Source organism: Variovorax sp. GW821-FHT09D05, assembly GCF_059416325.1.
In genome coordinates, this window is record NZ_JBWKOZ010000020.1 from 25,771 (window position 1) to 49,234 (window position 23,464).

The window sequence follows — 23,464 nt, forward strand, 5'->3', positions numbered from 1 at the left end:
GGGTCGAAGACTGGGTCAGTCCTTCTTGCCGATGCCCAGGTAGGTGTCGATGATTCGTTGGTCGTGCAGCAGGTCGCGCGCCTTGCCTTCGAGCGCCACGGCGCCCATTTCGAGCACATAGGCGCGGTCGGCCACCTGCAGCGCGGCGCGCGCGTTCTGCTCCACCAGCAGCACCGACACGCCGTGGCTGCGCAGCTGCGACACCACGCGCAGCACCTCGCGCACCACCAGCGGTGCAAGGCCGAGCGAAGGTTCGTCGAGCATCAGCAGGCGGGGCCGCGCCATCAGCGCGCGGCCGATGGCCAGCATCTGGCGTTCGCCGCCCGAGAGCGTCGATGCCATCTGCGGACGGCGTTCGCGCAGGCGCGGGAAGATCTCGAAGATCTCGTCCATGCGCGCACGCTGGTCGCGCTTGCCCTTGCGCCACTGGTAGAAGCCGCCGAGCAGCAGGTTGTCTTCGACCGACATCTCGCCGAACAGCTCGCGCCGCTCGGGCACCAGCGCCACGCCGCGCGCCACCATCGTTTCGACGCCGGGGCGGGCGATGCGCTCGCCGCCCAGCGAGAGCCGGCCGGTGGACTGCAGCAGGCCCATGGCAGCGCACAGCAGCGTGGTCTTGCCGGCGCCGTTGGGGCCGATCACGGTGACGATCTCGCCTTCGTTCACCTGCAGGCGCACGCTGTGCACCGCCTCCACGGTGCGGTAGGCAACGCAGAAGTCCTCGAGTTGAAGCAGAGGGTGGCTCATCGTGCGTCTTCCAGCAGTTCGTCGTCGGCGCCGCCGAGGTAAGCCTCGAGCACGCGCGGGTTGGCCTGCACTTCGGCGGGCGTGCCGGTGGCGATGACGGTGCCGAATTCGAGCACCGTGATGCGGTCGGCGAGGTTCATCACGAACTCCATGTCGTGCTCCACCACGAGGATGCCGAGGCCCTCGGCGCGCAGCTGGCTCAGCAGCACAGAGAGGGCTCGCTTTTCAAGATGGCGCAGGCCGGCGGCGGGTTCGTCGAGCAGCAGCACCGAAGGCTGGCCAGCGAGTGCGCGGGCGATTTCCACCACGCGCTGCTGTCCCAAGGAAAGCGATGCGGCGGGCGTGTCGGCATGTGGGCCGAGGCCGCAGCGTTCGATCTGCTTGCGGGCTTCGGCCATCAGCGCGGCTTCTTCGGCGCGGTCCAGCCGCAGCATTGCCGCGAGCCAGCCGCGCTTTGCGCGCAGGTGGGCGCCGAGCGCGACGTTCTCGACCACGCTGCGCTGGCCGAGCAGGCGCACGTGCTGGAAGGTGCGGCCCAGGCCCAGTGCGGCAAAGGCGCGCGACGGCTTCGTTGCCATCGACTGGCCCGCGAGCTTCACCTCGCCCGAGGTGGGATCGTCCACGCCCGAGATCATGTTGAAGAAGGTGCTCTTGCCAGCGCCGTTCGGGCCGATCAGCGCGTGGATCTCGCCGGCCTTCAGCGTCATCGAGATCGAGTTGTTGGCGACGAGGCCGCCGAAACGCTTGCTCACGTCGCTGGCTTGCAGCAGCAGTTCGCCACTGGGTGGCAGGGCGCGTTGTGCGAGCTGCACGGTAGAGGGAGTCTTGGCGAGCGCTGCTGCGGCGGCGGCCTTGCCCGCCGAGTCATCGCGCACCCAGCGGCGCACGATGCGCGCCAGCGTGGGCCACAGGCCATCGGAGAAGCGCTGCAGCACGAAGAGCATCAGCAGACCGAACACGATCACTTCGAAATTGCCGCTGCTGCCGAGCAGCGCGGGCAGGATGTCCTGCAGCTTTTCCTTCAGCAGCGTGATCAGCGTTGCGCCCAGCACAGCGCCCCACAGATGGCCCGCGCCACCGACCACCGCCATGAACAGCAGCTCGATGCCGATGTTCAGGTTGAAGGGCGTCGGGTTCACGAAGCGCTGCAGGTGCGCGTAGAGCCAGCCCGACACCGCCGCGAGCAGCGCGGCCAGCACGAACAGCTTGATGCGGTGGCGTGCCGTGTCCACACCCATCGACTCGGCCATGAGCCGCCCGCCCTTGAGCGCGCGGATGGCGCGGCCTTCGCGCGAATCGAGCAGGTTGTGCAGCGCCCAGAGCGCGAGCAGCAGCGCCGCCCAGATCACCACGCCCAGCATGCGCGGCGTGGCCAGCGACACGCCGGCCACCACCAGCGGCGGCACGCCGGTAATGCCGGTCTGCCCGCCCAGGAAGTCCATGTTGCCCAGCAGGTAGTACAGGCTCAGGCCCCAGGCGATGGTGCACAGCGGCAGGTAGTGGCCTTGCAGCTTGAGCGTGACCGAACCCAGCGCCCAGGCCAGTGCGAAGGTGAACACCAGGCCCAGCAGCAGGCCGGCCCATGGCAGCAGCGCCGGGCTGACCGCGCCGCCCAGCCACGCGGCGGCGGTGGGCGACGTGCAGATCCACGCCGTGGCATACGCGCCCATGCCCACGAAGGCGGCCTGGCCGAAAGAGGTCATGCCGCCCACGCCGGTCAGCATGACCAGCCCGGCAGCGACCAGCGCATACAGGCCGATGTTGCTGAGCACCGAGACGGTGAATTCGGGCAGGAAGCCCCAGGCCAGCGCCAGCAGCACCACGCACACCAGCGTGAGCTGGCGCGGCGTGACCAGCGGCTTGCCTTCGGGTTGTGCGGGCACGGCAATGTTGTTCGAAGAAGACGCGCTCATTCTTCGTCCTCCACATGATGGCTGTTGAGCGAACGCCACCACAGCACGGGAATGATCAGGGTGAAGACCAGCACTTCCTTGAACGGGCTGGCCCAGAAAGAGGCGAACGATTCGAGCTGGCCGACCAGCAGCGCGCCGGCCAGTGCCAGCGGATAGCTTGCGAGCCCGCCGACGATGGCGGCGACGAAGCCCTTCAGGCCTATGAGGAAGCCGGTGTCGTAGTACACCGTGGTGATCGGCGCGATCAGCAGGCCCGAGATGGCGCCGATGAGCGCCGCGAGCGCAAAGCTCAGGTCGCCCGACAGTTCGGTCGGAATGCCCGAGAGCCTTGCGCCCACCCGGTTGATGGCGGTTGCGCGCAGCGCCTTGCCCACCATCGAGCGGCCGAAGAACAGGAACATGGCAATCACCAGCAGCAGCGTGACGCCAACCACCACCAGCGATTGCCCGCTGACCGGAATGCCGCCGATGTCGAAGCGCGCCTCGGAGAACGGCGTGGTGCGCGAACCCTCGGCGCCGAAGAACAGCAGGCCCAGGCCGACCAGCACGCCATGCAGCGCGACCGAGACGATCAGCAGCATCAGCACGTTGGCATCCGCCAGCGGCCGGTAGGCCAGGCGATAGAGCAGCGGGCCGAGCGGCATGATGAGCAGCAGCGTGGCGAGCGTCTGGCCCGTCATCGAGGTCGGCTTGAGCAGCAGCACCAGCGCGGCCGCCGCCGCCGGCAGCACCACGCACCAAGCGATCGCGGAGGCCCAGTCGACCACCGCGCCGCGCTTCCAGCGCCAGAACTCCACCAGCAGCACCGCGACAGCCAGCACCAGCAGAAGCCACAGCGTGGCCGGCACGCGGCCGGCCTGCAGCATCGCCATGGAGAGCGCCCCGAAGGCGACGAACTCGCCCTGGGGAATGAAGATGACGCGCGTGACTGAAAACACCAGCACCAGCGCGAGCGCCATCAAACCGTAGACGGCACCGTTGACGATGCCGTCCTGCCCCAGCAAAAGGGCGATCTGCGAATCCATATAACAACAGCCTTCGGGCGGCGCCCGTTAGTCAGATCGGGAACACCGAGGAACCGGCTTTGCCGGGCCTCCGGTGTTGCCCCCGGTAGGGGGTAGGAGAAGCGACACGAAGTGCGCGAAGCCTGGGGGCGAGCCCAGTTGATCAGGGCTGGTATTTCCAGGCGCCGTTTTCGATTTTGACCATCACGCGGGCGCGTTGGTCCAGGCCCAGGTGGTCCTTCTCGGTCATGTTGAAAACGCCATGCGCGCCGGACACTTCCTTGGTCTGCTCCAGCGCATCGCGCAGTGCGGCGCGGAACTCGGGCGTGCCAGGCTGTGCCTTCTTCAGCGCGACCGGCACGGCCGAGCTCATCAGCAGGCCGGCGTCCCAGGCGTGCGCGCCGAAGGTCGACACCGTGCCCTTGCCGTAGGCGGCTTCGTAGGCTGTCACATAGGTCATGGCCGACTTCTTCACCGGGTTGCTGGCGGGCAGCTGGTCGGCCACGAGCACCGGGCCGGCCGGCAGGAAGGTGCCTTCCACGTCCTTGCCGCCGACGCGCAGGAAGTCGGCGTTCGCCACGCCGTGCGTCTGGTACATCTTGCCGGTGTAGCCGCGCTCCTTGAGCGCCTTCTGCGGCAGCGCGGCCGGCGTGCCCGCACCCGCGACCAGCACGGCGTCGGCCTTCGAGGCCATCATCTTCAGGACCTGGCCCGTCACCGAGGTGTCGGTGCGCGCATAGCGTTCGTTGGCGACCACGGTGATCTTCTTCAGCGCCGCGGCCTTGGCGAATTCTTCAGACCAGCCTTCGCCGTAGGCGTCGGCAAAGCCGATGAAGGCAACGGTCTTCACGCCGTTGGAGGCCATGTGTTCGGCAATGGCGAGCGACATCATGATGTCGTTCTGCGGCGTCTTGAACACCCAGCGCTTCTTGGCGTCCACCGGCTCGACGATGCGGGCCGAGGCGGCCACCGAGATCATCGGCACCTTGGCCTCGCTGACCACGTCGATCATGGCGAGCGAGGTGGGCGTGGTGGAAGAACCCAGCACGATGTCGACCTTGTTCTCGGTGATGAGCTTGCGCGTGTTGGCCACGGCTGCGGTGGTGTCCGATGCGTCGTCGAGCACGATGTAGTTGATCTTCTGGCCCCCGAGAGTCTTGGGCATCAGCGAGATGGTGTTCTTCTCGGGGATGCCGAGCGAGGCGGCTGGGCCGGTGGCCGAGACCGTCACGCCGACAGTGACGTCGGCCCACGATGCGGCGGCGGTGGCGCACAGCGCGGCGATCAGCAGGGGCTTGAAGAAGAATTTCATTTGGTCTTGTCTCCGGGTTGAAAAAAACGTTGAAGTGCTAGCGCTCGTCGAATGAGAGCGTTACTCGTTCGGTCAGGGGGTGGGCCTGGCAGGTCAGGATGAATCCCGCGGCTACTTCATTCTTGTCGAGCGCGAAGTTTCTTTCCATGCGGACTTCCCCGTCAACGCACTTTGCGCGGCAGGTGCCGCACACGCCCGAGGTGCACGAGAAGGGCACTTCAAGGCCCGCAGCCGATGCCGCGTCGAGGATGCTGGGTTGCCCTTCGGTGTAGGTGATCTCGCGCTGCAGGCCGTCGCGCACGATGACGATGCGCGCCTGCTTGGCGTCTCCGGGCTGCGCCTCGTGCACCACCGCGCCCACCTGGGTGGCCGAGGGCAGGGCGACGCCGAAGCGTTCGATGTGGATGCGGTCTTCGGGCACACCGGCTGCCAGCAGCGCGGCCTCGGCTTCGTCGTTCATCTGGAACGGGCCGCACACGTACACGTGGTCGATCTGCGCAGCCGGCACCACGCTCTTGAGGAACTCGCCGATCTTCTCGCGGTTCATCACGCCGAAGCCCAGCGGCGAATCGGTGTGCTCGTCGGAGAACACATGCTGCAGCACGAGGCGCGTCATGTAGCGGTTCTTCAGGTCCTCGATTTCTTCCTTGAACATCGTGGACTGGAGCTGGCGGTTGCCGTAGATCAGCGTGAAGCGGCTCGCGGGCTCGCGCGCCAGCACCGTCTTCATGATCGACAGGATGGGCGTGATGCCGCTGCCGCCCGCAATGCCGACGTGGTGGCGAGCCGAAGCCGGCTCGATGGGCACGAAGAAGCGGCCTTGCGGCGCCATCACCTGCAGGGTGTCGCCGGGCTGCAGGCTGGCGTTGATCCAGTTGGAGAACACGCCGCCGCGCACCTTGCGCACGCCGACGCGCAGCTCGCCGTCGTCGAGGCCGGCGCAGATCGAATAGGAACGGCGCAGGTCCTGGCCGTCGATGTCGTGGCGCAGGGTGAGGTACTGGCCCTGCGTGAAGCCGAAGACTTGCTGCAGGTCGCCCGGCACTTCGAACGAGACGATGACGGCCTCGGCCGTATCGGGCTCGATGGCCTTCACGCGCAAGGGGTGGAAGAGGGTGCTCATCGCTTGGGGCGCTTTTTAGATTGGCTTGAAATGTTCGAAAGGCTCGCGGCAGGCCATGCAGCGATAGAGCGCCTTGCAGGCGGTCGAGCCGAAGGCCGAAAGGCGCTCGGTACGCTCGCTCGCGCAGCGCGGGCAGGCGATGCGTTCGCCTGCGATGCGGCCGAAGAGCTTGATCGGCATTGCGGTATTGGCCGCGGCTTCGGGTGTGAGGTGGGCCGGTGGCGCGATGCCGTAGGCCTTGAGCCTGGCGCGGCCTTCGTCGCTGATCCAGTCGCTGCTCCAGGCGGGGGCGCGGCGCAGGGTGGCGCGGGCGCGGCCGAGGCCGGCTTGCTCGATTGCGGCCAGCACGTCGTGCTCGATGGCTTCGGTCGCGGGGCAGCCGGAGTACGTCGGCGTGAGCACGATCTCCAGGCCGTCGTCGTGCTCGATCACGTCGCGCACGATGCCGAGGTCGCAGACCGACACGGCCGGCACCTCGGGGTCGAGCACGGTGTGCAGCACGGCCCACGCGGCATCGACGCGCGAGGCTGCCATGAGGTCGGCCGTGGTCACCACACGCCCCCGGGGTAGCTGCGCTGCAGGTGCTGCATCTCCGCGAGGATGTAGCCCATGTGCTCGCTGTGCACGCCGCGCTTGCCGTTGCTGCGGAAGGCAGCTTCCTTGGGCATGGCGAGGCCGGCCGCGTCGAGTACCTGCTGCATCTCGCCGAGCCAAGGGTCGCGCAGCTCGCTCCACGCCGGGCCGAGGCCGCTGGCGCTGGCTTCGGCATCCACCGCGTCGCTCTCGAAGAGCTCCGGCACGTAGAGCCACAGTTGCTTCAGCGCTTTTTCAGTGCGTTGGCGCGATTCGTCGGTGCCGTCGCCCAGGCGCACCACCCAGTCGCCCGAGTGCTGCTGGTGGTAGCGCGCTTCCTTCACGGCCTTGCCGGCGATGGCGGCCACTTCGGCGTCGTTCGACGCGGCGAGGCGCTGCCACAGCAGCTTGAGCAGCGTCGAAACCATCGTGTTGCGCACGACGGCAAAGGCGAAGTCGCCACGCGGCAGTTCGGCGATGGTGAGGTTGAAGTAGTCGCGCTCGTCGCGCAGGTAGGCCAGCTGGTCTTCGTCGTGTTCGCGGCCGGCTCCTTCGAGCTTGCCGGCGTGCGTGAGCAGCGCGCGCGCCTGGCCGACGAGGTCGAGCGCGATGTTGGCCATCGCGATGTCTTCCTCCAGCACAGGCGCGTGGCCGCACCATTCGCCCAGGCGCTGCGCGAGCACCAGGCAGGTGTCGCCGATGCGCAGCAGGTACTGCACGGCGGGCGTGCGGTTCAGTTCGATCGATGCTTGCATGGTCCTGGCCTTGCTCACATGTGGTCGACCGACTTGGGCAGCGCGTAGAAGGTCGGGTGGCGGTACACCTTGTCTTCAGCCGGGTCGAAGAACATGTCCTTGTTGCCCGGGTCGCTGGCCACGATCTGCTCGGAGCGCACCACCCAGATGCTGCTGCCTTCCTGGCGGCGCGTGTACACGTCGCGCGCCATCTGGATCGCCATCTTCGAATCTGCCGCGTGCAGGCTGCCGCAGTGCTTGTGGTCGAGGCCGGCCTTGCTGCGAACGAACACTTCCCACAGGGGCCACTCTTGCTTGCTGTCTTGGGTATTTGGGGCGCTCATGCGGCCTCCTTCATTGGTTGCTTGTTGGCGTGGGCCATCGCGGCTTCGCGCACCCATGCGCCGTCTTCCCAGGCGTCGACGCGCGCCTGCAGCCGCTCGCGGTTGCAGGGGCCGTCGCCGGCGATCACGCGCCAGAACTCGCTCCAGTCGATGGCGCCGAAGTCGTGCGCCTGGCGCTCTTCGTTCCACTTCAGGTCGGGGTCGGGCAGGGTCACGCCGAGGATGGCCGCCTGCTCGACGGCGGCGTCGATGAACTTCTGGCGCAGCTCGTCGTTGCTGAAGCGCTTGATGCCCCAGCGCATCGATTGCGCGCTGTTGGGCGACTGGTCGTCCGGCGGGCCGAACATCATGATCGACGGCCACCACCAGCGATCGACCGCGTCCTGCACCATCGCCTTCTGTGCGTCGGTGCCGTGGGTCATCATGGTGAGCAGGGCTTCGTAGCCCTGGCGCTGGTGAAAGCTCTCCTCGCGGCAGATGCGGATCATGGCGCGGGCGTACGGCGCGTACGAGCAGCGGCAGATCGGCACCTGGTTCATGATGGCCGCGCCGTCGACCAGCCAGCCGATGGTGCCCATGTCGGCCCAGGTCAGCGTGGGGTAGTTGAAGATCGAGCTGTACTTGGCCTTGCCGCTGTGCAGCGCGTCGAACATCTGGTCGCGCGAGGTGCCCAGTGTTTCGGCAGCGGCATACAGGTAGAGGCCGTGGCCGCCTTCGTCCTGCACCTTGGCCAGCAGGATGGCCTTGCGCTTGAGCGTGGGCGCGCGGCTGATCCAGTTGCCTTCGGGCAGCATGCCGACGATTTCGGAGTGCGCGTGCTGGCTGATCTGGCGCACCAGCGTCTTGCGGTAGTGCTCGGGCATCCAGTCTTTTGCCTCGATGAAGTCGCCGGCATCGATGTGCGCGTCGAAGCGCTCTTCGAGCCGCATTTCCTCGGCGGAGCGCACGACCTTCTGCTTGCCGTCGCCTACGTCCTTGCCCATGGTGTCCATTGCCTGGGTGTACATGTGCGTGTCCTTTCGGTGGGGTGTGAGGGGCGGCTCAGCGCGGGCGCGTGTCGATCACGCGGCGTGCCTTGCCGGTCTGGGTGCGTTCCATCTCGTTGGGCGCGTGAACCACCACGCGCGCGGAAATGCCGATGAGCGTCTTCACGCGGTGCTGCACCCATTCGCCGATGGCGGTGCGGTCCGCCGAGGCGGCGTCGGCGGGGTTGAGCTCGCAGTGCACCTCGACCTGGTCGAGCTTGTCGGCGCGGCTCACGTGCACCTGGTAGAGGCCCGACAGCGCCTTGTGCGCGAGCACGATTTCTTCGACCTGCGTGGGGAAGACGTTGACGCCGCGGATGATCATCATGTCGTCGCTGCGCCCGACGATCTTGCCCATGCGGCGGAACGAACGCGAAGTGGGCGGCAGCAGGCGCGTGAGGTCGCGCGTGCGGTAGCGCACGATGGGCATGGCCTCTTTGCTCAGCGAGGTGAAGACCAGTTCGCCTTCTTCGCCGTCGGCCTTCAGCTCGCCGGTCTCGGGGTCGATGATCTCGGGGTAGAAGTGGTCTTCCCAGATGACGGGGCCGTCCTTGCTCTCGACGCATTCGCTGGCCACGCCGGGGCCCATCACTTCGCTCAGGCCGTAGATGTCGACGGCGTCGATGCCGGCCTTGGCCTCGATGTCGCGGCGCATGGCTTCGGTCCACGGCTCGGCGCCGAAGATGCCGACCTTCAGCGAGCTGTCTTTGGCGTCGAGGCCCTGGCGCTCGAACTGCTCGATGATCACCTGCATGTAGCTGGGCGTGACCATGATGATGTTCGGCTTGAAGTCCTGAATGATCTGCACCTGCTTCTCGGTCTGGCCGCCCGACATCGGGATGACGGTGCAGCCCGCGCGCTCGGCGCCGTAGTGCGCGCCGAGGCCGCCGGTGAAGAGGCCGTAGCCGTACGACACGTGCACCATGTCGCCGGGCCGCCCGCCCGCAGCGCGGATGGAACGCGCCACGAGATTGGCCCAGGTGTCGATGTCCTTCAGCGTGTAGCCGACCACGGTCGGCTTGCCGGTGGTGCCCGACGACGCATGGATGCGCGCGACGTTTTCGCGCGGCACGGCGAACATGCCGAAGGGGTAGTTGTCGCGCAGGTCGCTCTTCACCGTGAACGGAAACTTCGACAGGTCGGCGAGCGACTTCAGGTCGTCGGGGTGCACGCCCTTGGCATCGAAGGCCTTGCGGTAGTGCGGCACGTTGTCGTAGGCGCGCTGCAGCGTGGCGCGCAGGCGGGTGAGCTGCAGCGCGGCGATCTCGTCGCGGCTGGCGGTTTCGATGGGGTCGAGGTCGCCGGGGGCGGGGTGCTTCACGGTCATGTCTGTTGTCTCCTCAGGCGGCAGCGGCGTTCGGGACGGCGGGGCGGCCCTTGGCTGTGTAGGAACGGCCGCGGAACATCGCGATGCGCTCGCCGCGCTGGTTGATGATTTCGGTGTCGTACAGGCCGGTGCGGCCGGCCTTGGACACCTCGTGGCAGCGCGCGGTGAGCAGGTCGCCCTCGCGCGCCGGGGCGATGAAGTCGATGGCAAAGCCCGAGGCCACGGTCAGCTCGTTGTACGAGTTGCAGGCAACGGCGAAGGTCGAGTCGGCCAGCGTGGCCATGAAGCCGCCGTGGCAGATGGCGTGGCCGTTGAGCATGTCGGCGCGCACGCGCATCTCGATGGTGGCCTGGCCGGGGCCGACCTCGACGATGCGCATGCCCAGGCCCTTGCTGGCGTTGTCGTTCTCGAACATGCCGTCGCGGACGTACTCGGCCGTCTGCTGGGGTGTGCGGGTGGTGTCGGTCATGGCTCAGCGATCCTTGAACACGGGCGCGCGCTTGGCGCGGAAGGCTTCGACGCCTTCGCGGTAGTCGTTGGCGTTGCCCATGTCGCGCTGGAGGCGGGCTTCTTCGGCGAGTGCCGTGTCGAGGTCCATGTCTTGCGCGGCGGCCATGGCCTGGCGCGTGGCGACGAGGGCGCGGGTCGGCATGCCGGCCAGCTTCAGTGCGAGCGCCGCCGTGGTTTCAGTCAGCGCCGCGTCGTCCACGCATTGCCAGATCAGGCCGATGCGAGCGGCTTCTTCCGCCGGCAGCTTGTCGCCCAGCAGCGCGATGCCGAGTGCGCGAGCCGAACCCACGAGGCGCGGCAGCAGCCAGGTGCCACCGGTGTCGGGCACGAGGCCGATCTTGGTGAAGGCCTGGATGAAGCTTGCCGAACGGGCCGCCACCACGAGGTCGCAGCACAGCGCGAGGTTGGCGCCCGCTCCGGCCGCAACACCGTTGACGGCTGCGATCACCGGCACCGGCATCGAGCGCAGGCGCGCGACCAGCGGGGCGTAGTAAGTGGAGATGACGTGGCCCAGGTCCTTGGGCGCGGCGCCGGGTGTCGAGTCGGGGGCGACCGAAGGGTCGGCCAGGTCTTGCCCTGCGCAGAAGGCGCGGCCTGCGCCCGTGAGCACCACGCAGTGCACGCTCTCGTCTTGAGCCGCCAGCTCCAGTGCCGCCATGAGTTCGGCGTGCAGCTGCGTCGTGAAGCTGTTGAGCGCCGCGGGGCGGTTGAGGCTCAACGTGCGCACGGCGCCGGCGTTGCCGGTGAGTACCAAAGGCTCAGTCATCGCGTGTCTCTTTCATCCTTTGTGGGAGCGGATCGGAGTGCAAACACTATTGACCGACCGTTCGGTTGATTTTAGTATCGAGCCTGCTACCGGCACAAGCGGGAGCTATTCAGGGCAAACCCTGAGTCCCGCGAAAAACAAAGGAGACCGAATGCCCAGCTATTCCATCGACGGCGTAATTCCGGTCGTCGACCCGAGCGCGTACGTGCACCCCACTGCCGTGCTGATCGGCGACGTGATCGTCGGCCCGAACTGTTATGTGGGCCCCTGCGCCAGCCTGCGCGGCGACTTCGGCCGCATCGTGCTGGAGGAGGGCTCGAACGTGCAGGACCACTGCTGTGTGCACGGCTTTCCCGACAACGACACGGTGATCGAGGTCAACGGCCACGTCGGCCATGGCGCGATCCTGCACAGCTGCATCGTGCGGCGCGACGCGCTGGTGGGCATGAACGCTGTGGTGATGGACGAGGCCGAGATCGGCGAGAAGGCCATCGTCGCGGCCTGTGCCTTCGTGCCGGCCGGCATGAAGGTGCCGGCACGTTCGCTGGTCGCGGGCATTCCGGCAAAGGTGAAGCGCGAGTTGAGCGAGGAGGAGATCGCGTGGAAGCTCGAAGGCACGCAGACCTACCAGGACCTCACAGTGCGCAGCCTCGCGAGCCTGCATGAGGTGGCGCCGCTCGCGCAGGTGGAGGCAGGCCGTCCGCGCCTGCCGGCTACCGAGGTGCGTTCGCTCATTGCCACCAAGCGGGGCTGACCTCATCCGCGCTTCGTGCAAGATCGCGCGTTGTCCCCAACAGTCCAACCCAGGAAACCGACCCGATGCCGCGTGGAAGATCCGCCACTTACGACGATCAGCGTGAACTGATCCTCGCGCAGGCCGCCCAGCTGTTCGCGCGCAGCGGCTATCCCGCCACCTCGATGAACCAGGTGGCCGAGGCCTGCGGCCTCTCGAAGGCCACGCTCTATCACTACTACAAGGACAAGAGCAGCCTGCTGATCAGCATTGCCGAGACGCACGTCTCCAAGCTCGCGGCGCTGGTAGCCGAGGAAGAGGCCTCGACGCACACCGACGAGCAGCGCCTGCGCCGCTTCATCTACCGCATCGTCGAGGAATACGCCGGCGCGCAGGACGCGCACCGCGTGCTGACCGACGACGTGCGCTTTCTCGCGGAAGCCGACCGCGAACGCGTGCTCGACAAGGAGCGCGAGGTGGTCGCGGGCTTTGCGCGTGCGGTGTCTGCGCTGCGCCCCGGTGCGCCGAGTGACGACCTTGCCAAGCCGCTGACCATGCTGTTGTTCGGCATGATCAACTGGATGTTCACCTGGATGAAGCCCGGCGGCCGGCTCGACCACGCGGCCATTGCGCCGATCGTGGCCGATCTGTTCCTGGGGGGCATCGGGGCGGTCAAGACGCCCGATGCGCCGGCTGCCAAGCCGCGAAGGCCTGCTAAAGAATCCGGTTGAACCAGAGCAGCGACAGCCCCGCCGACAGCAGCGTCAGCACCGCCGCGCACATCGCGAAGAGCGCCGAGATTTCGGTTTCCTTTTTCTCCACCGTGAGCTTGGAGCTCAGTGTCTCGTAGACCTTCTTCAGGTCGTTCGCGGTGCCGGCGTAGAAGTACTCGGCGTTCGTCTTGTTGGCGATGGCCTTGAGCGTGTCTTCGTCAAGCCGCACGCGCATCGACCAGCCTTCGAAGCCGATGGTTTCGCCATCGACGGTGCCCACGCCCACCGTGTAGATGCGCACGCCGCGGTCGGCCGCGGCCTTGGCTGCGTCGAGCGGGTCGACCCCGGTGGTGCGCTGGCCGTCGGTCAGCATGATGATCGCGGCGGAGGTGAAGGAACCCGGCGCCACGGGCGTGAACTCCTTGAGCTTCTTCTCGTTCTGGTCGATAGGCATGCCGCGCTGGCGGCTCGGCGCGCTGAACTGCTCGACGTCGATGCCCGCATCGGGGAACAGCGTGGCCAGCGACACCACGATGGCATTGCCCGTAGCGGTGGCGCGCTGCAGCTGGAAGCTGTCGATGGCGGTCACCAGGTCTTCGTGGTTGGTGGTGGGCAACTGCGCCACCTGCGCGCTGCCCGCGAAAGCGACGATGCCCACCTTCACGCTGCGCGGCAGGTCCTTGATGAAGCTCTTGGCTGCCTCCTGCGCCGCCACGAGCCGGTTGGGCTGCACGTCGGCCGCGCGCATGCTGCCCGACACGTCCATCGCCAGGATGATGGTCTGCTGGTTCGACGGCAGCACCACCACCGCCATCGGCCGCGCCGCGGCCACCAGCATCGCGGCCATGGCCAGCAGGAAAAGCATGGGCGGAATGTGCCGCCGGATGCTCTGCCCGGCGCCCATGGCTTCGCGCACGATCGACAGGCTGGCGTAGCGCACGGCCAGCTTCTTCTTGCGCCGCAGCAGCCAGAGGTAGAGCAGGATCAGCAGCGGCAGGGCCGCCAGCAGCCAGAGGAATTGAGGCCAGAGAAAAGTCATGCTGCCACCGCCTTCATGCCAGCTGGGCCTCCGATGCGCGTGCGGCGCTTGCGCATATCGGCGAAACGGACGATGGCTTCCACCAGGTCGTCCTGGGTCGAGAGCTCGAGTGCGTCGACGCCTGCCCTTGCCAGCGCCTCGCGCAGTGCGGTTTCACGTTCGGACGCCAGGCGCGCGAAGCGCTTGCGAAAACCGGCGTCATGGGTGTCGACCCACAGCTGCTCGCCGGTCTCGGCATCGCGCAGCGGCACCAGGCCGAGGTCGGGCAGTTCGAGTTCGAGCGGGTCGAACAGGCGCACGGCGATCACTTCATGGCGTTGCACCAGCTGGCCCAGCGGGCGCTCCCAGCCGGGCTCGCTCAGGAAGTCGGACACCACGAACACGGTGGAGCGGCGCGGCATCAGCGTGGCGGCCGACTTGAGCAGGCCGTCCAGGCGCGTCATGCCTTTCTGCGTGGGGGCGGTCTCGGCCTTGCCGGCGCGCTTTTCCATCGCATGCAGCAGGTGCAGCACGTGGCGCCGTCCGCTGCGCGGCGGAATCACCGCTTCGAGGTCGCTGCCGTATACCAGTGCGCCGACCCGGTTGCCGTGCCGCGTGAGCAACCGCGCCAGCACGCCGACGAAGCCCGCCGAGATCTCGCGCTTGGCCTTCAGGCCCGAGCCGAAATCGACCGAGCGGCTCAGGTCGAGCACGAACCACGCGGCCATCTCGCGGTCTTCGGTGAACACGCGCACATGCGGCGTCTGCAGCCGCGCGGTGACGTTCCAGTCGATGTGGCGCACGTCGTCGTGGTGCTGGTACTCGCGCAGGTCGGCCAGGTCGAGCCCGGTGCCGCGCATCAGCGTGCGGTAGTCGCCCTGCAGCAGGCCGTCGAGGCGGCGGATCACGGTCCATTCGAGCCGGCGCAGCGCGCGTTCGGCCCCGCCGGCTTCTGCGGCGAGCCGTTCGTCGTTTGCGGCCGCGGGGGCCTTACGCCACCAGCTTTTCATGCGATTTCAGGGAACACCGCGGAACCGGCTTTGCCGGGCCGCTGGTGTTGCCCCCTGCAAGGGGGTTGGCGAAGCGACACGAAGTGCGCGAAGACTGGGGGTGTGCTCATTTCAGGCCACCAGCTTTTCATGTTCGAGCGGTTTCGGTGGAGCGGGGACTGCACGCATGATCTTCTCGACCAGGCCATCGGGCGTCAGGCCTTCGGACAAGCCTTCGTAGGAGAGCGTCACGCGGTGGCGCAGCACGTCGGGCACCAGCGCCGTCATGTCTTCCGGCAGCGCATAGCTGCGGCCGCGCAAGAGTGCCAGGGCGCGCGCGCCTTCGGTCAGGCTGATGCTCGCGCGCGGGCTGGCGCCGAAGGTGATGAAGCGGCGCAGGTCCTTCAGGCCGTGCTTCTCGGGCGTGCGCGTGGCCGACACCAGCTTCACGGCGTATTGAATGAGCGAAGGGTCGACGTACACGCGCCGCGCCTCGGCCTGCAGCGCCGCGAGCTGCTCGGTGGTGGCGACCGGCGTGGCGTTGACGGGCGGGCCGATCACGCGCTGGACGATGACGAATTCCTCCTCGTCGCTCGGGTAGTCGACCAGCACCTTCATCATGAAGCGGTCGACCTGCGCCTCGGGCAGCGGGTAGGTGCCCTCGGTCTCGATGGGGTTCTGCGTGGCCATCACGAGGAAGGGGCGCGGCACCTTGTGCGTTTCGCCGGCGATGGTGACCTGGCGCTCCTGCATCACTTCGAGCAGCGCGCTCTGCACCTTGGCCGGCGCGCGGTTGATTTCGTCGGCCAGCAGCAGGTTGGCGAACACGGGGCCCAGCGAGGTGCTGAACTCGCCGGTCTTCTGGTTGTAGATGCGCGTGCCCACGAGGTCGGCCGGCACCAGGTCGGGCGTGAACTGGATGCGCTTGAACTGGCCGCGCACGGTGTCGGCCAGCGTCTTGATGGTGAGCGTCTTCGCAAGGCCCGGCACGCCTTCGACCAGCAGGTGCCCGCCCGCAAGCATGCCGACCATCACGCGCTCCAGAAAGCGGTCCTGGCCCACGACCACGCGCTTCACCTCGTAGAGGATCTGTTCCATCAGTTCGGCGGTGCCGGCGGGCGTGGGGTTGACGGTCTCTGCTGTGCTCATGCGAAGGACTTTCGAAGAAGGATCGGTCAGAACGGTGGCGAACCCGCGGCGGAAGCGGCGTTCTCGATGGGCACCGCGAAGCCGATGCCGATGAAAGTGCGCTGCTGCGTCGGGTTGAGGATGGCGGTGACGATGCCGAGCACCTCGCCGTCCATATTGATCAGCGGCCCGCCTGAATTGCCCGGATTGGCTGCGGCATCGAACTGGATCAGGTTGCCCAGCTCCTGCTTGCCCTCGGGCGAGCGGAACGAGCGCTTCAGGCCCGACACCACGCCAGCCGACACCGATGGCCCGATGCCGAACGGAAAGCCCACGGCCGCCACCTGGTCGCCGGGGCGCAGGTCGGCGGTCGAGCGCATGGTGGCGGGGATCAGGTCGTCGGGAATCTTCTGCGCCTGCAGCACCGCGAGGTCGTTCTCGGGCTGCACGCCGGTGATGGTGGCGATGGCTTCCAGCCCGTCGTAGAAGGTGACCTTGATCTTGTCGGCGCCTGCGACCACGTGCAGGTTGGTGAGGATCACGCCCTTGTCGACGATCACCACGCCCGTGCCCACGCCGCGCTCGACCTCGCCCGGGGCCTCGCCGTCGTTGGGGGCTTCAGGCGGCTTGCCCTTGGCGATGTTGCGTCCGCGCTTCTGGGTTTTGGCTTCGGGCGTGTGCTTTTCTTCGCCGTAGCTCACCACCCGCACCACCGAGGGCCGGATGATGTCGGCCGCCTTGGCCGCGGGCGAGGGCAGGGTGTTGGTCTGCAGCGTGCGCAGCACGGCCGCGTCGATGTCTTTTTGCGTGAGTGCCTTGGCACCCGGGCGCGGCATCCACAGGGCGGCGCCGGTGACCAGCGCGGCCGACAGCAGGAAGAGCAGCGCGAAGCTGCGGCGACCGGGTTGCCAGCCGGGTTTTTTCGCGGGAGCAGCCTGCAGGGACTGGCCCCCGCCGGCGTTTTCAGCCGATGCTGGCGCATCCGCCCGTTCGGCCGCCTCGTCTGCGGCCGGTGGCAGCGTGCGGGGCGAACGGCTGTAGAAAGCGGGCCTGCGCATCGGAGCACCTCCGGCTAAAAAATCGCGTGAAGGAGTTCACAGTAGCACGCTTTCCGCGCCTGCGCATCCCATCAGGCATCATCGTGCGATGGCTACCTTCGTCGATACCCACTGCCATCTGGATGCGCCCGAATTCGGTGCGGAGATGCCGGCCCTTCGCGCCCGCGCCGCCGGGCTGGGGGTGGCGATGTGCGTGATCCCGGCGGTGGCCGTCTTCAATTTCGCCGCCGTGCGCGAACTGGCCCACGCGCAGGGCGATGCCTACGCGCTGGGAATCCACCCGTTGTGCACCGGCGAGGCGAAGGACGAAGACCTTGAAACCCTCGATGCCGAACTGACCGCACGGCGCGGCGACCCGCGGCTCGTGGCGGTCGGCGAGATCGGGCTCGACTACTTCGTCGAGGGGCTCGACGGCCCGAAGCAGGAGCGCTTTTTTCACACTCAGTTGCAACTGGCACGCAAGCATGGGTTACCTGTACTCATCCACGTGCGGCGCTCGGTCGACAAGGTGCTCAAGCATCTTCGCCAGACGGCGGGCGGCAGGCCGTGGCAGGGCATTGCCCATGCCTTCAACGGTAGCGAGCAGCAGGCCCATGCGTGCATCGATCTCGGGTTGAAGCTGGGCTTCGGCGGCGCGGTGACCTTCGAGCGGGCCCTGCAGCTGCGGCGACTGGCAACCACGCTGCCAATCGAGTCGATCGTGATGGAGACCGATGCGCCCGACATCCAGCCGCACTGGCTGTACCGCACGCAGGCCCAGCGCGACGCCGGCGAACCGCAGGGCCGCAACGAGCCGGCCGAGCTGCCGCGCATCGCCGAAGTGGTGGCCGGCCTGCGGGGCATGGGCATCGACGAACTGGCCGCGGCCACCACCCGGAACGCGCTCGAAACGCTTCCGCGTCTCGAAAACCTCATGGCCATGTCGGAACGCCCGCCGCAACCCGCGTAGGCCAATGCCCCGACCTGCCCGGATGCGTGCAGATGGCGTGGATTTGCTGTCATCCTTGAACTTCACCAGTTCGTTGCTGGTTCAGTGGCAAGTCAGTCACTCAAAACTTCATCCAACAAGGAGCTTTACATGACCACGTCTTTCATTCGCACCGTGCCCGTCGTCCTCGCGCTGGCGCTCGCCTCCATCGGCGTGTCGGCCGTGGCCCAGACCACCGCGCCTGCTGCCACCGCCCCGGCCCCGGCCGAGCCCTCCACCACTGAAAAGGTGAAGGAAGCCGGCAAGGACGCCGTGGACGCGACCAAGCGCACCACCAAGAAGGCCGTCAACGCCACCGAAAAGGGCGCCAAGAAGGCCTGGAGCGCCACCAAGCGCACGACCAAGAAGGCGACCACCGCCACCAAGCATGCGGCCACCAAGACCGGCGAAGTCGTCGAGAGCGCCGGCCACAAGACGGCCGACGGCATGCGCAGCACCGGCAAGGCCATCGGCGAGAAGATCCCCGGCACGGCCGAGAACGAAGCCGCCAAGAAGTAATTTCGGGCCTGTTTCGGTCCTCTCTCGAAAGAACCCGCTTCGGCGGGTTTTTTCATGGGCCGCGCAAGTGCACGCGGGACGGTGGCACGATTGCCGCCCATGAATCCACCCGCCGCATCCGATGCCGCCAGCTCCATGCTCACGGGGTTGGCGCCCATCGTCTCGCCTGCAACGGCCGTGCTCATCCTCGGCAGCTTCCCCGGGGTCAAGTCGCTCGAGCGGCAGCAGTACTATGCACACCCCCAAAACCAGTTCTGGAAGATCTTGCAAGCTGTCTGGCCCGAAGTCCCCTTGCCGTCGGGCGTAGACAGCTACGCGCAGCGCTGCCGCTGGCTGCTCGACCGCGGCCTGGGCGTGTGGGACGTGTACGCGTCTTGCGAGCGCGAGGGCAGCCTCGACTCGGCCATCCGCGCGCCCGTGGCGAACGACATTGCCGGGCTGCATCTGCCGAAGCTCGCCGCCATTGCGCACAACGGCGGCGAGAGCTTCAAGCATGCGCGCCATACGCGCACCCTCGGCGTGCCGGTCTACCAGCTGCCTTCCACCAGTCCTGCCAATGCGTCGTGGAGCTTCGAGCGCAAGCTTGCGGCGTGGCGCGAGGTGCTGGCCACCCACAAACTAGTCGTCTGACGGCATCGATGGCATCGAGCAAAACTTCTATTTCTCTCCCCGAAGTCAATTTCTCCGACTGGGGCGACATCCGCTACCTGCACCTGGGCACCGAATGGGTCCAGGGTTCGATGAAGCTCGACGCGCCTTTCGAGATCGAACTCGAATACGTGCAGCGCATGATGGCCTGGCTGCTGTTTGCCGACGGCAAGACCGTCGCCACCCGCCATGCGATGCAGCTCGGCCTGGGTGCGGCCACGCTCACCAAGTTCAGCCGCAAGATCCTGCGCATGCGCACCACCGCGATCGAGCTCAATCCTCAGGTCGTGTCGGCCTGCCGCGGCTGGTTCAAGCTGCCGCCGGACGACCCGAAGCTGCGCGTGGTGATCGCCGACGCCGCAGCCGAGATCCGCAAGCCCGAATGGCACGGCACTGTCGATGCCTTGCAGGTCGACCTGTACGACCACGAGGCCGCCGCGCCTGTGCTCGACAGCGAAGACTTCTATGCCGACTGCCGCGCGCTGCTCACCGAAGACGGCTGCATGACGGTCAATCTCTTCGGCCGCTCGTCGAGCTACGAGCGCAGCCTCGAAAAGATCGCAGGAGCATTCGGCGCCGATGCCGTCTGGGCCTTCAAGCCGACGCGCGAAGGCAACACGGTGGTGCTCGCGCAGCGCACGCCGAGCCGTCCGAAGCGCGAGGCGCTTGCCGAGCGCGCCCAAACGATCCAGACTCGCTGGGGCTTGCCCGCGCCGAAATGGTTGCGAGTCTTCAAGCCCCTGAATATTTCAATCACTCGACCTGCCGGCTCATGAGCGCTGTTCCCGCTGTTTCTGCTCCCGCCCCCCTGGCCGCCCGCCACGAAGGCCCGCTCGACCTGCGGCGCCTTATTGAATGGCTCGCCGCCGATGGCGTGATTTCCCCGGTCGAAGCCAAGCGCACCATCGCGCGCTGCGCGCAGGCCGAAAGCCGGCAGGCACCGCTGGTGCGGCTGGCCAACGTGGCCATGACGCGCGAGAGCGACAACAAGCCGCTGGACCTTGAAATGCTTACGCAATGGCTCGCGGGCCGCGCCGGGCTCACGTACCTGCGCATCGACCCGCTCAAGGTCGACGTGGGCAAGGTGGCCGACACCATGAGCGCCGCCTACGCGGAGCGCCACAAGGTGCTGCCGGTGCAGGTGCTGCCCAACGAGGTGGTGGTGGCCACGGCCGAGCCCTTCCTCACCGACTGGATCGCCGAGGTCGAGCGCCAGGCGCGCCGCTCGGTGCGCCGCGTGGTCGCCAACCCGGCCGACATCCAGCGCTACACGGCCGAGTTCTTCGCGCTGGCGAAGTCGGTGCGCGCCGCGCAGAAGGCCGGTGGCAACACCGGCGGCGCGAGCTTCGAGCAGCTGGTGGAGCTCGGCAAGAGCAACAAGCAACTCGACGCCAACGACCAGAGCGTGGTGCAGGTGGTCGACTGGCTGTGGCAATACGCCTTCGACCAGCGCGCGAGCGACATCCACCTGGAGCCGCGCCGCGAGCAGGGCGTGATCCGCTTTCGCATCGACGGCATCCTGCATCCGGCCTACCAGATGCCGATGGGCGTGATGAACGCGATGGTCGCGCGCATCAAGCTGCTGGGCCGCATGGACGTGGTGGAAAAGCGCCGCCCGCTCGACGGCCGCATCAAGACCCGCAACATGCGCGGCGACGAAGTCGAAATGCGCCTGTCGACCCTGCCGACCGCCTTCGGCGAGAAGATGGTGATGCGGATCTTCGACCCCGACACGGCAGTGAAAGACCTCGACGCGCTGGGCTTTGCGCAGCACGACGCGCAACGCTGGGAACAGCTGGTCACGCGGCCCAACGGCATCATCCTGGTGACTGGGCCCACGGGCTCGGGCAAGACCACTACGCTGTATTCCACGCTCAAGCGCGTGGCGACCGAAGAGGTCAACGTGAGCACGGTGGAAGACCCGATCGAAATGATCGAGCCCTCGTTCAACCAGACGCAGGTGCAGCCGCAACTGGACTTCGGGTTTACCGAAGGCCTGCGCGCGCTGATGCGGCAGGACCCGGACATCATCATGGTCGGCGAAATCCGCGACCTCGCCACCGCCGAGATGGCGGTGCAGGCCGCGCTCACCGGCCACCTGGTGTTCAGCACGCTGCACACCAACGACGCGCCGAGCGCCATCACGCGGATGATGGAGCTGGGCGTGCCTTCGTACCTCATCAACGCGGTGATGCTGGGCGTGCTCGCACAGCGGCTGGTGCGCACGCTGTGCCCCAACTGCAAGCAGCCCGACGACACCGTCACCCGCGAGAAGCTGGAGACCATCGTCAAGCCGTGGCAGATCACGGGCTCGGTGCGCGCCTACAAGCCGGTGGGTTGTGTCGATTGCCGCATGACCGGGTACATGGGCCGCATGGGACTGTACGAACTGCTGAGCATCAGCGAGGCGTTCAAGGCGCAGGTCACGAAGGAGCCCAACCTGGGCGGGCTGCGCAGGCAGGCCGTGATCGACGGCATGCGGCCGCTGCGGCTGGCCGGCGCGCTGCGCGTGGCCGAAGGCGTGACGACCATCGAAGAGGTGCTGAGCGCCACGCCGCCGCTGGAATAGTCCGGCAGTTCAGCATCTGAGAGGCCGCTGAGACCTTTCGGGTTATCCCTAGGCCTTTGGTTAGTGGAATCCACATCAGTCTGACCGGAAGCTGACTCGACAATCCCGCATCGAAATTTGTTCGAGGAGACTGTTCGTGAAGATCAAGAGTCAGAAAGACTTTTTCTCGGGTCTGATGTTCACGGTGGTGGGTGTGGCGTTCGCATGGGGCGCCACCACCTACACCGTGGGCACCGGGGCCCGCATGGGTCCGGGTTATTTCCCGTTGATGCTCGGTATCCTGATGGCCCTCATCGGCCTCGGGATCATGTTCAGCGGGCTCACCGTTGAAACCACCGACGGCGAAAAGATCGGCAAGTGGGCCTGGAAGCAGGTGGTGTTCATCCTGGGCGCCAACCTCGCATTCGGCATCCTGCTCGGCGGCCTGCCGAGCATCGGCGTGCCGGCCATGGGCATGATCATCGCCATCTACGCGCTGGTGATCATCTCCAGCCTCGCGGGCCATGAGTTCAAGCTGCCCAGCGTGCTCGTCCTGGCCACTGTGCTGGCCGTCGGCAGCTATGTCGCGTTCATCTGGGCGCTGAAGCTCCAGATCCAGGTCTGGCCGACCTTCATCACCGGCTGAGAAGAAAGCTGCTCACATCATGGAATTGGTTGAACACCTCTCGATGGGTTTTGGCGTTGCCTTTACCTTCACCAACCTGCTGTACTGCCTCGTCGGCTGCATTCTGGGCACGCTGATCGGCGTGCTCCCGGGCATCGGCCCGGTCGCGACCATCGCGATGCTGCTGCCCGCCACTTACGCGCTGCCGCCCGTGTCGGCGCTGATCATGCTGGCCGGCATCTACTACGGCGCGCAGTACGGCGGCTCCACCACCGCGATTCTGGTCAACCTGCCGGGCGAATCATCGTCGGTGGTGACCGTGATCGACGGCTACCAGATGGCGCGCAAGGGCCGCGCGGGTCCGGCACTCGCTGCCGCCGGCCTGGGCTCGTTCTTCGCTGGTTGCGTGGGCACGCTGATCCTGGCCGCCTTCGCTCCGCCGCTGACCGAGCTGGCCTTCAAGTTCGGCCCGGCCGAATACTTCTCGCTGATGATCCTGGGCCTGATCGGCGCCGTGGTGCTGGCTTCGGGCTCGCTGCTCAAGGCCATCGCGATGATCGTGCTGGGCCTGCTGATGGGTCTGGTCGGTACCGACGTGAACTCGGGTGTCGCTCGCTACAGCTTCGACATTCCGGAGCTCACCGACGGCATCGGCTTCGTGGCCATCGCCATGGGTGTGTTCGGTTATGGCGAAATCATTGCCAACCTCTCGCGCCCCGATGACGAGCGTGAAGTGTTCACTGCCAAGGTCTCGGGCCTGTTCCCGACCAAGGAAGACTTTAAGCGCATGGTTCCCGCGGTGCTTCGCGGCACGGCACTGGGCGCGGCTCTTGGCATCCTGCCTGGCGGCGGTGCGCTGCTGGCGGCTTTCGCGGCCTACACGATCGAGAAGAAGACCAAGCTGAAGCCGGGCGAAGTGCCCTTCGGCAAGGGCAACATCCGCGGCGTGGCGGCTCCCGAGTCGGCCAACAATGCCGGTGCGCAAACTTCCTTCATCCCGCTGCTGACGCTGGGCATTCCGCCCAACGCGGTGATGGCGCTGATGGTGGGCGCAATGACGATTCACAACATCCAGCCGGGCCCGCAGGTCATGACCAGCAACCCCGAGCTGTTCTGGGGCCTGATCGCCTCGATGTGGAT

Annotated in this window: 25 protein-coding genes; 9 read left to right on the plus strand and 16 right to left on the minus strand. The window is 67.0% G+C overall.

Annotated elements, in window-relative coordinates; genetic code table 11:
* Positions 1-15 precede the first annotated feature (15 nt).
* From AC07O3_RS33905 to AC07O3_RS33960, 12 genes are all read right to left on the minus strand, one after another.
* Positions 16-747 carry an ABC transporter ATP-binding protein gene (locus tag AC07O3_RS33905; RefSeq protein ID WP_093048821.1) on the minus strand — a complete coding sequence of 244 codons (732 nt, stop codon included), beginning with the start codon at positions 745-747 and terminating at the stop codon, positions 16-18.
* Complete coding sequence (locus AC07O3_RS33910) at positions 744-2,660, minus strand: branched-chain amino acid ABC transporter ATP-binding protein/permease (RefSeq protein ID WP_093075796.1); 1,917 nt, start codon at positions 2,658-2,660, stop codon at positions 744-746. The genes AC07O3_RS33905 and AC07O3_RS33910 overlap by 4 nt, the downstream gene beginning before the upstream one ends.
* Positions 2,657-3,685, minus strand: a complete 1,029-nt coding sequence (locus tag AC07O3_RS33915; RefSeq protein ID WP_093172393.1) for a branched-chain amino acid ABC transporter permease — start codon at positions 3,683-3,685, stop codon at positions 2,657-2,659. The genes AC07O3_RS33910 and AC07O3_RS33915 overlap by 4 nt, the downstream gene beginning before the upstream one ends.
* A 142-nt stretch (positions 3,686-3,827) precedes the next feature.
* Positions 3,828-4,976: an ABC transporter substrate-binding protein gene (locus AC07O3_RS33920; protein ID WP_093075793.1), complete on the minus strand. Its 1,149-nt coding sequence runs from the start codon at positions 4,974-4,976 to the stop codon at positions 3,828-3,830.
* Positions 4,977-5,013: 37 nt separating this feature from the next.
* Positions 5,014-6,099, minus strand: coding sequence for a 1,2-phenylacetyl-CoA epoxidase subunit PaaE (gene paaE, locus AC07O3_RS33925; protein WP_093048832.1), 1,086 nt, complete (start codon positions 6,097-6,099; stop codon positions 5,014-5,016).
* Positions 6,100-6,114: 15 nt separating this feature from the next.
* Complete coding sequence (gene paaD / locus AC07O3_RS33930; protein ID WP_354337390.1) at positions 6,115-6,633, minus strand: 1,2-phenylacetyl-CoA epoxidase subunit PaaD; 519 nt, start codon at positions 6,631-6,633, stop codon at positions 6,115-6,117.
* Positions 6,634-6,647: 14 nt separating this feature from the next.
* The gene (gene paaC / locus AC07O3_RS33935; RefSeq protein WP_440533611.1) at positions 6,648-7,427 is read right to left on the minus strand and encodes a 1,2-phenylacetyl-CoA epoxidase subunit PaaC; all 780 of its coding nucleotides are present in this window, start codon (positions 7,425-7,427) and stop codon (positions 6,648-6,650) included.
* A gap of 14 nt (positions 7,428-7,441) precedes the next feature.
* A complete protein-coding gene (gene paaB, locus AC07O3_RS33940) occupies positions 7,442-7,750 on the minus strand; it encodes a 1,2-phenylacetyl-CoA epoxidase subunit PaaB (protein ID WP_495341463.1) in 309 nt (102 codons plus the stop codon).
* Positions 7,747-8,757 (minus strand): 1,2-phenylacetyl-CoA epoxidase subunit PaaA, encoded by a 1,011-nt coding sequence (gene paaA / locus AC07O3_RS33945; protein WP_495341464.1) that lies wholly within the window; start codon positions 8,755-8,757, stop codon positions 7,747-7,749. Before paaA ends, paaB begins: the two co-directional genes overlap by 4 nt.
* A 34-nt stretch (positions 8,758-8,791) precedes the next feature.
* A complete protein-coding gene (gene paaK, locus AC07O3_RS33950) occupies positions 8,792-10,102 on the minus strand; it encodes a phenylacetate--CoA ligase PaaK (RefSeq protein WP_495341465.1) in 1,311 nt (436 codons plus the stop codon).
* Positions 10,103-10,115: 13 nt separating this feature from the next.
* Positions 10,116-10,571 carry a hydroxyphenylacetyl-CoA thioesterase PaaI gene (gene paaI, locus AC07O3_RS33955; protein WP_495341466.1) on the minus strand — a complete coding sequence of 152 codons (456 nt, stop codon included), beginning with the start codon at positions 10,569-10,571 and terminating at the stop codon, positions 10,116-10,118.
* 3 nt (positions 10,572-10,574) lie between these two features.
* Complete coding sequence (locus tag AC07O3_RS33960; RefSeq protein WP_495341467.1) at positions 10,575-11,378, minus strand: enoyl-CoA hydratase-related protein; 804 nt, start codon at positions 11,376-11,378, stop codon at positions 10,575-10,577.
* A 151-nt stretch (positions 11,379-11,529) separates the two neighbouring features.
* Between AC07O3_RS33960 and AC07O3_RS33965 the strand changes: the two genes are divergently transcribed.
* Both AC07O3_RS33965 and AC07O3_RS33970 read left to right on the plus strand, forming a co-directional pair.
* Positions 11,530-12,132, plus strand: a complete 603-nt coding sequence (locus tag AC07O3_RS33965; protein ID WP_495341468.1) for a phenylacetic acid degradation protein PaaY — start codon at positions 11,530-11,532, stop codon at positions 12,130-12,132.
* A gap of 65 nt (positions 12,133-12,197) precedes the next feature.
* Complete coding sequence (locus tag AC07O3_RS33970) at positions 12,198-12,842, plus strand: TetR/AcrR family transcriptional regulator (RefSeq protein ID WP_097199909.1); 645 nt, start codon at positions 12,198-12,200, stop codon at positions 12,840-12,842.
* Here the strand turns inward: AC07O3_RS33970 and AC07O3_RS33975 are convergent.
* The 4 genes from AC07O3_RS33975 to AC07O3_RS33990 form a co-directional block, all read right to left on the minus strand.
* Complete coding sequence (locus tag AC07O3_RS33975) at positions 12,826-13,863, minus strand: VWA domain-containing protein (RefSeq protein WP_093172381.1); 1,038 nt, start codon at positions 13,861-13,863, stop codon at positions 12,826-12,828. The two genes, AC07O3_RS33970 and AC07O3_RS33975, sit on opposite strands and share 17 nt — an antisense overlap.
* Entirely contained in the window at positions 13,860-14,852 is a 993-nt protein-coding gene (locus tag AC07O3_RS33980) for a DUF58 domain-containing protein (RefSeq protein ID WP_495341469.1), read from the minus strand. The genes AC07O3_RS33975 and AC07O3_RS33980 overlap by 4 nt, the downstream gene beginning before the upstream one ends.
* A 111-nt stretch (positions 14,853-14,963) precedes the next feature.
* A complete protein-coding gene (locus tag AC07O3_RS33985; RefSeq protein WP_093048863.1) occupies positions 14,964-15,980 on the minus strand; it encodes an AAA family ATPase in 1,017 nt (338 codons plus the stop codon).
* Positions 15,981-16,006: 26 nt separating this feature from the next.
* On the minus strand, positions 16,007-17,017 hold the full coding sequence (locus AC07O3_RS33990; RefSeq protein ID WP_093048866.1) for a S1C family serine protease: 1,011 nt from the start codon (positions 17,015-17,017) through the stop codon (positions 16,007-16,009).
* Between the two features lie 88 nt (positions 17,018-17,105).
* Here AC07O3_RS33990 and AC07O3_RS33995 point away from each other — a divergent pair, with 88 nt between their 5' ends.
* From AC07O3_RS33995 to AC07O3_RS34025, 7 genes are all read left to right on the plus strand, one after another.
* Positions 17,106-17,966 (plus strand): TatD family hydrolase, encoded by an 861-nt coding sequence (locus tag AC07O3_RS33995; protein ID WP_093172379.1) that lies wholly within the window; start codon positions 17,106-17,108, stop codon positions 17,964-17,966.
* A gap of 129 nt (positions 17,967-18,095) precedes the next feature.
* Positions 18,096-18,503, plus strand: a complete 408-nt coding sequence (locus tag AC07O3_RS34000; protein ID WP_093075777.1) for a hypothetical protein — start codon at positions 18,096-18,098, stop codon at positions 18,501-18,503.
* A gap of 99 nt (positions 18,504-18,602) precedes the next feature.
* Positions 18,603-19,133: a DNA-deoxyinosine glycosylase gene (locus AC07O3_RS34005; protein WP_093048874.1), complete on the plus strand. Its 531-nt coding sequence runs from the start codon at positions 18,603-18,605 to the stop codon at positions 19,131-19,133.
* An 8-nt stretch (positions 19,134-19,141) separates the two neighbouring features.
* Positions 19,142-19,927, plus strand: a complete 786-nt coding sequence (locus AC07O3_RS34010; protein ID WP_093048877.1) for a class I SAM-dependent methyltransferase — start codon at positions 19,142-19,144, stop codon at positions 19,925-19,927.
* Positions 19,924-21,720 carry a type IV pilus assembly ATPase TfpB gene (gene tfpB / locus AC07O3_RS34015; RefSeq protein WP_093048880.1) on the plus strand — a complete coding sequence of 599 codons (1,797 nt, stop codon included), beginning with the start codon at positions 19,924-19,926 and terminating at the stop codon, positions 21,718-21,720. Before AC07O3_RS34010 ends, tfpB begins: the two co-directional genes overlap by 4 nt.
* Positions 21,721-21,856: 136 nt before the next feature.
* The gene (locus AC07O3_RS34020; protein ID WP_093048883.1) at positions 21,857-22,345 is read left to right on the plus strand and encodes a tripartite tricarboxylate transporter TctB family protein; all 489 of its coding nucleotides are present in this window, start codon (positions 21,857-21,859) and stop codon (positions 22,343-22,345) included.
* A gap of 19 nt (positions 22,346-22,364) precedes the next feature.
* A partial coding sequence (locus AC07O3_RS34025; RefSeq protein WP_495341470.1) for a tripartite tricarboxylate transporter permease occupies positions 22,365-23,464 on the plus strand: 1,100 nt, incomplete at its 3' end.